Here is a 14925-nt window from a genome sequence, read left to right on the forward strand (position 1 = left end):
TTATATAGGAGGTCATTAAACATGATTTTTAGAAAAGGATTAACGGTAATTGTGGCAACCGTGCTTCTTCTGGTAACGGCGGCATGCGGCTCAAATTCGAACGACGCTGGTAACACAGCCAGTTCGAACAAATCCGCCAACGAGGCGATATCGGGGACATCGTCCTCTCAGCTGGACCCAGTCACGCTTAAAATAGTCGTACCAGGAGACCGCCCGGCGGATATGGACGCGGTCATTAAGGAAGCCGAGAGCCGGATGGCAGATACGATCAACGTCAAGCTTAACCTTGTGTTCATTCCATGGTCGGACTTGGCTCAGAAGACACAAGTTATGCTCGCTTCTGGTGAAGACGTCGATCTTATCTTCGATGCACCGTGGCTGCACTTGGATCAGATGATCAGCGCCGGTTACTATGAACCGTTGGAAGACCTGATGGACAAGTACGGCCAAGACGCGGTGAAGGTCCGTTCTGATCAGATGTTCGACGCCAACAAGTTCCAAGGTCACATCTACGCGCTGCCCCTCGGCAACACCCATCTTGCAGGCAGAACGTATCTTGTGCGCAAGGATCTTCGCGAGAAATACGGGCTTCCGCCGATCCAGTCTTATGATGATCTGATCAAGTTCGCTTATAAAGTCAAAGAGAACGAGAAGGATATCGTGCCGCTGCTCGCGTACGGGCAATCCGGCCAGAAGGACGTCTCCTGGGGAGCGTTCCGCTCCTTCATGGAATACGACCCGCAGCTGCTGCGCTCGGATGCACTCGGCCAGAGCCTCGTGCTCTACTATAAGAACAACGACAGCAAGGTTTACAACCTGTTCGACGAGATGGAACCTCGCGTTTGGTCGTGGATCAAAGACGCCCGCAAGTTATACACGGATGGCCTAATCCATCCAGACGTTCTGGCAATCAAAGACGTGGACTCTGTCATCAATTCCGGCAAGGTTGCTGTAGCCACGTACAATGAATTTGGCGTACCTTCTTCGATTAGCGCGGCCCTTGCACAGAATGCTCCGGGCGCTGAACTGGAAGCGGTCACGTTTATCAAGATGGAGAAGGGAAAGAACATTACAAACTTCAAGCAAGCAAATTTCCAGGCGATTCCGAAGGTCAGCAAGCACAAGGAACGGGCGATGATGTTCCTTAACTGGGCAGCAGACAAGGACAACTACGATTTGCTCGCTTACGGCATCGAAGGTAAAAACTATGAGAAGATCGGCGATGACCAATACAAGCAAATCGGTTCGGGCTACAGTTACTTCCCTTATGCATGGATTTGGAATCCTACAACGGACCGTCTCAACGGGGGCTTCGACGAGGAGTCGATCAAGCACTACCAGTTTAATAAAGACGCTTCCAACCTGACCCCGAGCATCTTGACGGGCTTCTCTTTCGATCCGACGCCGGTCATTAACGAAATCTCGCTGTATAATGCTACCGAAGACAAATACTACAATTCGTTGTTTAATGGCGTAACCGACCCCGATGCAACTTGGACGAAGTTTAAGAAAGAGGCCGAAGGCAACGCCAAAAAAATTCAGGTCGAGCTGCAGAAACAAATCGACTCTTTTCTGGCAAGTAAGAAGTAAGAGAGGAATACTTAGTTAGACCGCGGGTATCCGGCAGCTGAGAGGCGCTGGGTACCCGTCCTTGACAGGAGGGAATACGATTTGGATACGAAAAGGATTCAGCCGGTTATCAGGTTCGGCGGAGATTACAATCCCGAGCAGTGGCCTGAGGAGATGCTGGAGCGGGACGTTGCCTTCATGAAAGAAACGGGGGTTAACGCAGTTACATTAAACGTGTTCGGCTGGGCGGCGGTTCAGCCGGAACGGAATAGATACGATTTTCGCCGATTGGATACCGTATTTGATCGGTTGGAGCAGAGCGGGATCGGGATCGTCCTGGCGACGCCGACGGCCGCGCCCCCGGCTTGGCTGTTCCATGAACATCCGACGATGCTGAAGGTTGGGGAGAACGGTCAGAGGGCCGTACATTGGAGTCGGCAGGCATATTGTCCGAATCATCCGGTCTATCTGGCGGAAATCCGTAAGCTTGCGGCCGTGCTAGCCCAACGATACGGAAAGCGCAAAGCGCTGCTCCTGTGGCACATCAATAACGAATACATCGTTCATTGCTATTGTGATCATTGTGCCGAGGCGTTCCGGGATTGGCTCAAACGCAAGTATGGTACGGTGGAACGGTTGAACGAGGCATGGCAACTCAGCCAGTGGAGCCTGACGCGTACTTCCTGGGAGCAGGTTTCGCCGCCTATTGGCGGAATGTCGCACACAAGCCACAGTTTGGATTATCAGCGGTTTTTGTCGGATTCCAACTTGCGAGGTTTTCTGGCTGAGAAAGATGAGATCGTTCAGCGTTCGCCAGGTATTCCCGTCACAACTAACTTCTACTCCCTCGACTTCCGGGGGCAGATCCATCCACAATGGGCGCCTCATTTGGACGTCATAGCGTGGGATTCTTATCCTCCTCATCGGGATCACGCGGTTTGGTCAGCATTCCAGCACGATTATTTTCGCGGCTTGAAGCACCGGCCGTTCCTCCTCATCGAGCAAGCGACCGGCAGCCTCAACTGGAAGGAGTACAATCCCGCCAAGCGACCGGGCATGATGCGTCTCCAAAGCTACCAGGCAATAGCGCGAGGGGCGGAGGCAGTGATGTTCTTCCAGTTCCGGCAAAGCCGGGGGGGCGTGGAGAAGTTCCATAGCTCCTTGGTCAGCCACGGCTCAGAAACGGAAAACCGAGTTTATCGGGAGGTCCGAGATTTAGGTAGAGAATTGGCAGGGCTGGAAGTGCTCGCATCGGCGGGCATTGGAGAAGCGCGGGTCGCAGTGCTGTTCGATGTAACAATTAGTTGGCTTGTTGATTGGAATCGCGGGAGCCGTGACGTCTCATATCGAGATGCGGTAACGGCTTTCTATCGGCCGTTCTATGAGGCGAACATTCCCGTGGACGTCGTTTACCCGACGGACGATCTAAGCAGATATGAGATCGTTGTCGCTCCGATGCTGTACATGTTCGAGGAGGGCGTACCCGAGCAGCTTCGCGCTTTCGTTAAGCGTGGAGGCAAACTGGTCATGAGCTACATGAGCGGCATGGTTAACGGTAACGACGTTGTAGAGTACGGAGGGTTCCTGCGGCCGATCGACGACGTGTTCGGAATCATCGTGGAGGAGTGGGATGCTTTCGAACCGGACATGGCCAATCGAATTACATGGGAGAAGGCAGTGGCGGCAAGGGCAATCGAAAAGAACTTTTCGTCGGGAGCTGGCGTGACCGATTCGTTCCTGACGAGTGACTCTGTGTGCCCGAGCTATGAAGTCCAAAAATGGGCGGAAGTTGTTCATCTGCAAGGAGCTGAGTCCCTAGCAACTTTCGAGGAAGACTACCATGCCGAGCAACCGGCTGTCACGCGTCATAAGTATGGCAAGGGAGAAGCCTATTATGTAGCAACTCACCCCGAGGATGCTTTCTTACGCGAGCTGTTCGGATGGATCTGTCAGCAGCACGGCTTGGAATCGCTTAGCGGCAGGGACGTTCCGGCTGGGGTGGAGATTACGTCTCGAGAAGGAGAAGAAGGCACGTATTTGTTCGTCTTGAATCACAATTCGGAGAATGTGGAATTCCATCTTGAGGAAGCCGTCGGCGGATGGGACCTGATGAAAGGACGGCCAGTAAACGGCGGACCGATTACTATAGATGGATACGGCGTTGCCGTCGTAAGGCAGGAGTCTAGGAAGGAGCCGGTTGATCCGTGAGTTTTTTGGACATTTGTGAGCTTTCGGTCGAGGGCATACCGGCTGTGCGGCTCGAGAACGAGTGGCTGATTGTCGTCATTCTGGTCGGTAAAGGAGCGGATGTGTGGGAACTCATATATAAGCCGCTAGGCATTAACTTGCTCATGAAGACGAAGAGCGGACTAGAGCCTCTACATGGAAGAGACTTGCGATCGAAGCCGCTCACTCATTACGCGAAGCCTTATCCTGGTGGATGGCAGGAACTATTGCCGAATCGAGCACTGTTCGGCGGCCGCGAAATCGGACACGATCGTGAAGGCGAATCCGCTTGCGTTCCGTGGGAGTTCGAGCTTCGTCGGAACGTGGCGGGTGAGATTGCGGTGCGATGCAGGGTAGCGCTGCCGGAATCCCCGTTGATAGCCGTAAAGGAGTTCCGGCTGCGTGCGGGAAAGCCGGAGCTGTTCGTTGAGGAGGAAGTCGAAGGAGCGGGGGAATGGCCCGTCCAGTTTATCTGGACGCAACACCCGGCTTTTGGCGAGCCGCTGGTTGATGGGTCCGCGAGAATCTCGCTTCCACCAGGGAGTCGGGCGTTTCAAGCGCTTTGGTATGATGCAACACCGGATTCAAGGGCGCTGTTGTCCTCGTTCGAGGAAGAGGTTAGGAAGATAACGCTGGATAACGGTAGAATTAAAGATTTGCGCGAAGCAGAACAGAGGAGGATGGATGGGGATGACTGCTTCGTTTCTTTATTCGGCTTCGAGGAAGCAGAAGTGGGTATCGATAATCCCCTGCTCGGAATCCGACTGAGGTTGATGTGGGATAAGGAGACTTGGCCGCATCTGCGCTACTGGTCAAGCAACAACGAGGAGATGTATACCGTTGCGCTGGAGCCATCCAACTCTCGCTTTTCGGACATTCACGACAGTCTGAAGCATGGCGAGGCTCTCACACTTCACCCGGGAGAGAAATGCTCAGCCTGGATGCGTCTTCGAGTTGAACTGCTATAGTCCTGCCTATTGTTCTGCCTCTGACTCCCGATTTGACTAAGGGCGAGAGACGAATCGCCTAGCTAGGCCCAGAAGTTCATTTATCCGTCTGCCTATAAAAAGAAATCTGTAGCTCTAATAGCAAATTCGCGCTTAAGTCATAGAGGACCGTATCTAGCTGCGGTCTTTCTTACGACACGTTTTGTAAACGCTTACCAATTAAATGGGGTTCGGATCATAACCGGAATACTCTCGCGATCGGACGGGCGGTGAACTAATCAGAAAGGAGGTGATGTAGCGCCAAGATGACATGTTGGAAAGGAATGTCCAGATAAGTGAGGGAGAGTAATGAAAGGGCATGAAATCAACAGAATATGGGGGAGGAATTGCAATGAGGGGCAAAAAAATCGCAAGTAGTCTGCTGGCGTTGACGCTAGCGTGGGGCGGGTTCCCCGCACTGAACGGCAGCGTATCGGCCGATAATCCCGCTCCGATGGTCAATCTGCTGGCGGCGGACATGGACGTGCATTTCGACGGGGGAACGAGTTCGTTCGTCTTATCCAATGCTTCGTCTGGTGGGACGCAGCAGATCGTGCAGGAGAACGGCAACAACGCGTTGGAGTTCCGAGATGCTTCGCTCGGCACGAACGTGTCCAGTTATTTCTATAAGAGGTTCAGCAGCGGGACGTTAAAGGATCGCATCAACGAGGTGTACAACCAACCGGTTGGAAGCCAGCCGGTGGACTTCATATTGGAATACAAGCTGGAGCGCACTGCTATGAGCGACAAGCCGGTCGCCAAGGACATCTACGCGCAAATCCAATTCGGTAACTTCGACAACGTCAACGTGCCCCGGTTCCCAGTGGCTGCGACAACTATAACGGGAACTGCCGCCTACACGAGCACGGAAGGCATACTCAAAACGGTGAACGACGTCGACATCTCGGGCTACCGTTTCACCGTTGTGCCGAATGGCGGCCAGCGTACGATCTCGAACCTGGAGATCGGTTTCTCCGTCCGTGTCGATACCGGGGGATCTGACGAGGCTTACGTCATAGACGACCTGGCCGTGTACGAAGTAGGCAGCGTACAGGATACGGTACCGCCGACGGCGCCCAGCAGCCTTGCGGTGACGGGGCAGACGGATACGAGTGTCACTCTGTCGTGGGCGGCATCGACGGATAACCAAGGCGTGACAGGCTATGACGTTTATCGAGACGGTACCTTGGCTTTATCCGTCAGCGGTACGGTAAACGGAGCACAAGTCACGGGACTGACGCCAGCAACGTCATACAGCTTTACTGTTAAAGCAAGGGACAGTTCCGGAAACGCCTCCCAGGCCAGCAACGTGGTGACAGCGAAGACGAACGACTCTCCTGGCAGCTTGCCGACTCCGTTCGGAGACCAGGATATTGGCACCGTTGGCATCCTGGGAAGCGCGGTTTACGACGCGAATTCCGGTTCATTTACGGTATCAGGTTCCGGCGCAGACATCTGGGGAACGGCGGATGCGTTCCACTTGGTGTACCGCCCTTGGACCGGTTATGGACAGATCGTCGCGCGAACGGCAAGCGTGACGAATACGGCCGAATGGACGAAAGCCGGCGTCATGATCCGCGCGAACCTCAGCCCGCAATCTCCGTACGCGTTCGTGGCATCGACTCCTTCCCACGGCACGATTTTCCAAGACAGATTGCTTCCCGGCGGGGTTTCCACGCAGACGAACGGCACAACGGCGGCGGCGCCGTACTGGCTTAAGCTGGTGCGCGACGAGCGCGGGATCAGCGCCTATGATTCTTATGACGGCAACAACTGGACGCTGATTAAGAGGGAGACCATCAACCTGCCGGAGACGATCTACATCGGGTTGGCCGTTACGAGCCATGCGAACAGCCGCCTAGCGACCGCCGTGTTCGATCAGGTGACCGTATCGGAGGCACCGCCGATTGAGAGCACGTATGCGCCATACCCAGGTACGATCGAGAGCCGCAAGAAATGGCTGTGGGACAAGGCGAAGACCATGCAGGAGGAGAGCGGACCGCTCAACATCACGCAATATGTCGCCCAAATCCTTGACGGACAGAACGTGGCGAACAACCTGCAGAAGCTGGACGCAATGTATCAGACCTACGATTATGAACAGTACAAAACAATGGCCAAGATGTATGCCTATCTCATGGTCGGTGATCAATTCAGCAGCACGATGATGGAGCATGTTCGGTCCTACTTTGCTTCGTACGCTTATGCTGAGCTGGCTCAGACGGAGAATTTGCGAATGAGCAATTATGCCACCGGCTATCTGGTCGGGCAGTATTTTCCCGATCTGGTCGACCTGAACGGCAATTCCGGTACGACGCTAAAGAGTATCAATAAGGCGAATGTGATAGCTATGATCGAAGCGGGCGTGCATAAGGGGTGGGCGGAATACGAGAGTCCGGAATACACATTTATGACCTATTTTTGCCTAAATGCGATCTATCAGTATTCGGACGAAGCCGACCTCCGGCAAAAAGCAAAGATGGCGATGGACGTCATGTGGTTCGAGTGGGCGAACGACTGGATCGACGGTTACCCGATCTCATCGGAGAGCCGAGCGAAGGGTGATTCCGTGTCCGCGGTTGACCCGTCGTGGCGGGGAGCCGAGCATACCGCGCTATCTTGGGCCTACTTCGGTGCGCACCGAGCTCAGCAGGCGGTAGGCGAGTCGGACAATTCGGCACCATCTCTCTACCGTCCGAACCTCGAATATCTCGGTTTGGTGCTCTACAGTGGAATGAGCTACGAGCCGCCTGAGTTAGCGATCCGAATCGGACAGAACACATCCAAGGAGTACCAGTCCCGCAAGACGACGATGCAGAACTCGAGCGGACGCGGAATGAAAATCTACCGCCAAGCCTTCGTGAAGCCGATGTGGGGACTTGCGACCGAGATTCAATACGAACGCGTCGACAACTGGATCGAGGACCTGCCCGTCGTGCTGCGCTGGCACTCCGATGCGGCGAATCCGCTGTTCCGGTTGTCCACCGACCAAGGTACAGCTCCAATCGGCAACTATGACCAACCTTCGAGCCATCGGATCATGCAGGACGGCGAAGCGGCCGTAGGGGTGTTTAAGCTTGAGAACAGTCCAACGACGAACTACATCAACGCTTTATTCCCGGATACAGGATCGATGATCGCCAAGGAGGATCAAGGCGGTTGGACGTTTGTCAACGCTGGGCCGATGTATTTCGCTTTCCAATTTGTGAAACCGGCAACCTGGTACTACCAGACGAACACCGACCCTTCTAACAAGGTGAAAACGACGGCACAACTGCACCAGACGGCAATGCTGCTTTACAACTACAACATTCTCCGAAGTCAAGCGGACAAAAATGGCTGGGTGCTTCAGACAGCTGATGCTTCTGAATACGCGGATTTCGCAGCGTTCAAGAGTGCCGTTCTGACGAACGCATCGGTTGACGCGAGCCATCTAGACGAGACGAATCCTCGCCTGATCTATCACGCTCTGAACGGGGATACGATGGATATCACTTTTGACGCGGCTTCGGCGGCATACAACAATACGCACAAAATCAACGGTACACCGATTGCTTACTCGTCGTTTAAGGTGTTCGATACGCCGTGGTTGCAGCAGGACCAGAACAGCCACATATTCACTGTGACTGAGGGCGGAGAGCAACTCGTCTACGACTTCGCCAATTGGACTATTACTTCCCTGAATCCGAGCGCGGGAACGGATAGCTTCTAGACTCCAATCTCGTGCTACGCATGAGATCGAGAAGGTGACGGTAGCGGACGGGTACGTCGACAACCTCGAAGTCTGGAGTCGTGACGGTCGCCTTTCCCAATGAAGTTCCGCTCGCTCCTGTTGAGGGTAATACGGCCAGTGGGCAGAGGAGGGGGCAATGAGTCTCATTCGAATTTGGACTTTTCCCCGGTATTATCGTCCTTCGCCCCGGTTTTCGGCTCGGTAGGATTTCGATACCCTTAGATTTGTAATCGCTTTCAGCTTGATCGGCATCCGGTCAACAAGGAATCGGCAGGAGTTCCGCTGATTTCGGGAAAGCGAGTCGCTTCTATAAAAAGAGGTTTGGAGGAGGGGCGATTCGCCTCCAACGATCTGGACTCCCCAACCAAGATCGCCAAACAGAGCGAACTGGACATATTGAGAGATTCGGTGTTCACGCAGATCATAATGGGCGGTGATATCAACAAGTTCGACGACTTCATCAAGAAGTGGAGGCCTCAAGGCGGCGACCAAATACTTAGTGAGCTTGAAGCTTCGATTCAGAAAAAAGCAGGCAAGTAATCAACAGAACGACAGCAACCTCTCTGGTGATCCGGTTATACCGGAACATCAGAGAGGTGCTTGTTGTTCATTCAAGGAGGGAATTCAGAATGAGCAGCCCTTTTCGGTTTGTTGCCCTACTTTTGATTGCGGCACTATTAGTACAAGGCTGGCCGGGACTTCCTGGCGTTAAGGTGTCCGCGGCCTCCGCGGAAGATGCGGCTCTGCTGTTCTCGGACGACTTCGACGGCGGACTGACGCGATGGGATCTGTCTGGCAGCGCGGCATGGCAGATTCAAGGCTCAGGAGCCGCGGCGAAGCTGGCGGGGATGACGACATCGACATCCCCGCAACGTGCGGTCGTCAAAGCCTCCTCGTTGCCATATAGTTCCACTGATTACGCAATGGCCTTCGATGCCCAAGGTGATCGCTTCCGTGTCATGTTCCGCTACTCGTCGGGAACGAGCTATTACTTTTTAGAATTCAAGACCGGGCATTGGGTCGAGCTTTGGAAGTATCCCAATTCTTCGGCAAGTTCGCAGGTTGGCAGCTCCGTCGATATCGCAGCTGTTCTGCCGGGATTCGATCTGGCGGACCGCCACGACTATCGGCTGAACATTCGCGGGTCGCAATTCACCCTCTCCATAGACGGGAAGACCATCTCGACGTTCTCCGACTCTTCACTCGTCTCGGGCGGCGTTGGCTTCGCTCTCCGAAGTGTTGGGTCGACTGTCAGCCTAAGCGTCGATCGGGTAGAGGTGCTGCCGGCCGATGAGCCGGCTGGCGGCGATCTCTCGATCGTACATACGCCTGTTTCGGGCGTCCCTTACTTCGCCGACCTGCCGATCTCCTTCTCGCTCACGGGCGCCACTCCCGAATCGACCGCCGTGATCCACTACGGCTATGGGGATGAAGAGGCGGACCGGGAGTTGGCGGCAACGCCGGGGGGAGCCGGCGTCTTCTTGGGAACGGTTCCCGGAACGAACCGGGCGACGTCCATCCGTTATTACTTGACGGCGGAGGATGGCGCGGGCGGAATAGCCCGTTATCCGGTAACCGGCGAGTTGGTCGTACCGATCGCGGCGATGCCTGCGTATACGAACAACTTCGAAGGCGAAACGGCGAACGCCGCTCCGGCTGGCTGGACGACAGGCGGAAGCGCCAAAATCATACAACTTGAAGACGGCAACAAAGTGTTTAATCTCAACGGTTCGGGAAGCGCCAAGCTGAACCTGCCGGAATACCGCAACGCGGACAACTTCATTGTCAAGTTCAAAGCGAAGTACGAGCGCACGAGCACCGCGGCGCAAAATACATGGCGCCTTCGCTATCGCGCGGCGGATGACGCGAACAACAACGTGATGGAGTGGGCAACGCACAATTCGAAGTATTTTCTGATGCGGAAGACGACGCTCGGAGGCAACTATCCGATCGCGAACTATGTGCAGTCGCTGCTCGGGGGCTGGCACGAGTACGAGCTTCGCATTAGCGGCATCACTCACAAGCTTCTGATCGACGGAGTCGAGATCGCCAGCGGCGAAGATTCCGACCCGCTGGCGCCGGTCAAGGGCTACTTCCAATGGAACGTCGTCGGGGGCATTAATCTGATGATCGACGATTTCTCTATCGAGCCTCTGCCGCTGCCTTACGTTATCGATCTGCAGCCGGCGGGAAATTATTCGGGCATCTACCTGACGGGCGAGAATCCAGGTTTGGATCTGGCGATCGATGCCGGAGCGGCGGCGCACGAGCTTCAGATCGACTATGAGGTCAGCCGCGCCGATGGCGATCTCCGGGCGGTCGTTTCTGGGACAAAGTCATACGATCTCGATGCCTACGAGAAGCTGAACGATACGCTGTCATTCGGGCCGGGCTTAAGCTCGATCGGCACCTATGAGGTGAAGTCGAACTTTACGCTTGACGGGAAGTCGATGCCGGCTCTAGCCAAGCAGATGCGAGTGGCGATCATCGGTCAAGCAGGAACGGAGGGCGCCCCCCTTGATCTCGATAACGAGAGTAAGTTTGGGCTGAACACGCATTACGCGCTTAATTGGCGGGACGACATCATCGACGGTGCACGCAAGCTTGGAGCCAAGCACCATCGCTCCGGCATCTCCTGGGCGGACGTCGACAAGAACGTGAAGGACGCTTCAGGCAACGCGGTTTACGATTACGCCGGCACCGACTTGTTCCTGAATAAGCTGTTCGATTACGGCTTCAACCAGATTACCGTGCTCGGCATCGATCAGAACGCATATTATCAGAGCGGGATTACGAATACCTCGACCGCGCTTCGGGCGATGGGGGATTTCGTCTACCGTACAGTGGATCGCTACAAGGGACAGATAAGACAGTGGGAGATGCCGAACGAGCCGGAGATTTTCGCCCAGCCGTATATCCCCGAGGAGTTCGTCCAATTGCAGAAGATCGCCTACCTGAATATGAAAAAAGCCGATCCCGATGCAATGTTGCTTGCAGGAGACCATACGTCGAGCGTGCTTAGCGTGCTGCCGAAGGAGCTGGCGCTCGGCTCCTACGACTTCGCCGATGCGTATTCGTTCCATCCGTACGTGTACAACTCGATGCCTGACGACAACTTGCCCAAACTGATTGACGGCGTCAAGGATAAAGTTAATGCGTACGGCGGCTGGAAGGACTATTATCTGACGGAAGGCGGATGGCCGACGGCGAAGGCCGGCTACCCGTCGGTAACCGAGGAGACGCAGCGGGATTACATCGTGCGGGCTTTCCTGACTTACCTGACGCTCGATCAGGTGAAGGCTTACGAGTATTACGATTACAAGAACGACGGAACGGACGACCGCTACTACGACATCTTCTGGGGCATCACGGACAACGACGGGCGGCCGAAGCTGGTGTACGCGGCGGTGAATCAGCTGATGACCTCCCTGGAGCGGGCGAGGTACCTTGGCACTTGGGATGCGGGAGATCCGAACGTGTCCGTCCAGCTGTTCTTGGAGGATGGGGAACCGGTTCTGGCTGCCTGGAGGAAAACCGACCACAAGGACGATCCCAACGTTCGGCCGCCAACAAGCGTTCTAACGCTTCCCTTCGCAGCCGCGGGAATGACGGCGAAGGACATCAACGGCGTGTCGATCTCGCTACCGGCCTCCGGAAACGTGTCGTTAACGATCAGCGGATCGCCCGTCTACTTGACGGGGTTGCCGAAAGAACTCGTCTATGAAGCCGCATCACAGCTACTCGTATCCAAACAAGCCGAAACAGCAGGCAAGCTGGAGGCGCTGCGGACAGGGGCAAACGGCACTATCGTGGATGGCGACCTCGCGGCTCTTGCCTCGTTGGCGGCGGCTTTCGAGCCAGGGATTAGCGGCAGCGGACTGTCCGATACCGCTCTAGAGTCCGCAGTAGGCGAGATTTACGAGTTAATGGTCCGAGGAGCCGGGCAGATCGGGGACGGTTCAGTCGCGACGGCTGAGGGATACGTCGCTTTGGAAGCGCTGTACAACCTGGCGGAGAGCGTATCTGTCGTTTTGGCGTACGCCAAATCGGAGACGGGAGCCGCCGCAACGGCGAACGCTCTTGACTATGCGTCAGCCACGACGGCTGCGGCCTCGGCATTCGAGAAACGGAAAGGAACCGACAACGTCATGCCTGTCTCCGCTTCTGCCGTGCTGCGGATGAGTCGGTACGGCAGGCTGGCGGAAGCGACGCACGCAAGAGGAGATTACGCGGATAGCTACGCGTACAACCTGCTGGCGCGGGAGTTCGCGGCGGCAGTTGAAGCGATGGTCGCCTCTGAGACGCCGAAGTTCGTTGGCGTCGGCTCCAATCTCGTGCCTACGCAGGCGAACGGAGAGGCGGGGGCCCCGAACTCCTTCACGATTTCCTTGTTCAACGATACCGACGTTGCCAGGGAAGTGACGGTGCAGACGCAACTGCCGGATGGTTGGGACGCTTCCCAGACCGAGCCTCAATCGATTGCGATGACAGTCCCCGCTTGGGGAACGGAGGATGCCGTCCTTACGGTGATCGTTCCGGAAGACGCGGTCAACGGAAGGGTTGATATCGGCTTCGACCTGCTGGCGGACGGCGCTGTCTTCGAGACGAAGAAAGCCCAGTTGACCGTGGAGGACGGCATCGGTGTGCGGCTTGCTCCCGTCAAGAAGACGATTGATGAGCTTGAGACGGTTACGGTGAAGCTGACGGGCACGTCGTCGGCCGCGAAGTCAGGCGCCGTGACGGTCGTCGGACCGGATGGTGTTCCGCTCGCCCCGGTTGCGGGCAATACGTTCAGTGGGTTGAAGAAGGGCGACGTCTTAAGCCTTGATTTTGTCTGGACGGACCACGAGCGCAGGCCGTACAACGAGTACCTGGTCGACGTGAAGGTCGAAGATGCCGCCAGCGGCAAGACGCTCTTCCGCGATGGGGCGATGCCGCTTGACTTCAATCTGATTCAGAAGGCAACGGGTGTGACGATCGACGGCGACTTGATCGATTGGCAGGACGCGTATCCCATCCACCTGCGATATAAGACGCAGAATGCGAGCGGCTACCACGATCCGGACAATCTCGAAGCGACGGCTTACGCGAAGTGGGAGGACGACGGCCTTCTGCTGGCGCTTACCGTCGGCGACAACATCCATAAGCAGTCGGAGAACGCGGCAAACTTATGGAAGAACGATTCCGTGCAGATCAGCCTCGACCCTCTGAATAATCGCGAAGCGCCTTATGGGCCGGATGACGTCGAATGGGGCTTTGGGCTGACGGACACGGGCACCTTGCTAACGAATATCTTCAGCTCTTCGCTTCCTAATCCGAACGGCGACATCAGCGGCAAGACACCTTTCGCTGCCGTCCGGGACGAAAAGGCGAAACGAACATTCTACGAACTCAAGATTCCGTCCGCTTATGTCGGTCACTTGCAGCCATCCATTGGCGGTCATATCGGCCTGAACGTGGCGGTGAACGACGCGGACCTGCAGAACGGACGCGACGACTTCATTCAATGGACGAAGGGAACGGCCGATTCGAAGAACACGTCGCTGTACGATTCGTTCGTCTTTATCGACGACGTGCCTCCCGCGGCGCCGGACGAAACGGCTCCTTCCCTGCGCATCGTCGCGCCAGAGAGCGTGACCTTGCTGGAGGCGGCGACTTTGGCCGTGGAAGCCGAGGATGCCGAAAGCGGTGTCGATAGCACTCTGCTTCGATTGGATGGCACGGAGGTCGCAAGTCCGCATGAGGTTTCTCCTCTGTCGTTAATGCCGGGCGAGCACCGCCTCGAAGCGGAAGCGGCCGACCGCGCAGGGAACCGCTCAAGCACGTCGGCGGCGCTGACGGTGACGTTCGGCTGGGAGGACCTGCCCGCATTGTTGAAGTATGCATACGAGCAAGGGTGGATCGACGGAGATGGAATTCTGCAAAGCTTACTCGCGAAGGTGAACGGGGAGGAACCGAACATCAGGCCTTTGCTTCAGGAGATTCAGGCTCTAAGCGGCAAAAAGCTGAATGAGGAATTTGCTTCTAAGTTGAAAGAGCTTCTGAGTTTATTACAGCCATAAAGAATGCATGCGACCGGCGGGCTGAGCAGGATAGGGCGCCGCCTTCATTCTGGTCAAAGTTCCATACCCACAAAAGAGGATTTTTGTTAGCTGGAAGACCCTCCCCAATACTATGAATAAATGCAGAAGCCCTTTCACCGTAAATTTCGGCCGAAAGGGCTTCTGCATGACAAATAATCATGACGGGAGATCTTAAGCGAAAGCTGCCAGATCATCCTATGATAAACGTCTGGTCGGGTGGTTGCATTTATCAAAGGGATGAAAGATTCGCAGAGATATATAGACAGATGTGAGAGTTTACTTTAAAATTATGTTTGAAAATAACATTTTATTGTTGTAAAAGAACAAG

At 55.4% G+C, this 14925-nt stretch carries 6 protein-coding genes; all 6 read left to right on the top strand.

Translation table 11 applies throughout. The features are described 5' to 3' along the window. Nucleotides 1–21 precede the first annotated feature (21 nt). The 6 genes from IAE55_RS10660 to IAE55_RS10685 all read left to right on the top strand — a co-directional run bounded on the left by IAE55_RS10660 (nt 22) and on the right by IAE55_RS10685 (nt 14576). Complete coding sequence (locus tag IAE55_RS10660) at nt 22–1590, top strand: extracellular solute-binding protein (protein ID WP_200632032.1); 1569 nt, start codon at nt 22–24, stop codon at nt 1588–1590. Nucleotides 1591–1671: 81 nt separating this feature from the next. Continuing rightward, on the top strand, nt 1672–3777 hold the full coding sequence (locus IAE55_RS10665) for a beta-galactosidase (RefSeq protein ID WP_200632034.1): 2106 nt from the start codon (nt 1672–1674) through the stop codon (nt 3775–3777). Continuing rightward, nucleotides 3774–4763, top strand: coding sequence for a DUF4432 family protein (locus tag IAE55_RS10670; RefSeq protein WP_200632039.1), 990 nt, complete (start codon nt 3774–3776; stop codon nt 4761–4763). Before IAE55_RS10665 ends, IAE55_RS10670 begins: the two co-directional genes overlap by 4 nt. A 370-nt stretch (nt 4764–5133) precedes the next feature. Next, nucleotides 5134–8493, top strand: a complete 3360-nt coding sequence (locus tag IAE55_RS10675) for a fibronectin type III domain-containing protein (protein ID WP_234489430.1) — start codon at nt 5134–5136, stop codon at nt 8491–8493. A 342-nt stretch (nt 8494–8835) separates the two neighbouring features. After that, nucleotides 8836–9054, top strand: a complete 219-nt coding sequence (locus IAE55_RS10680; protein WP_200632043.1) for a hypothetical protein — start codon at nt 8836–8838, stop codon at nt 9052–9054. 89 nt (nt 9055–9143) lie between these two features. After that, on the top strand, nt 9144–14576 hold the full coding sequence (locus tag IAE55_RS10685; protein ID WP_200632044.1) for a sugar-binding protein: 5433 nt from the start codon (nt 9144–9146) through the stop codon (nt 14574–14576). Nucleotides 14577–14925 lie beyond the last annotated feature (349 nt).

Origin of the sequence: Paenibacillus sp. S28, assembly GCF_016624415.1 — a bacterium.
GTDB lineage: Bacteria > Bacillota > Bacilli > Paenibacillales > Paenibacillaceae > Paenibacillus_AQ > Paenibacillus_AQ favisporus.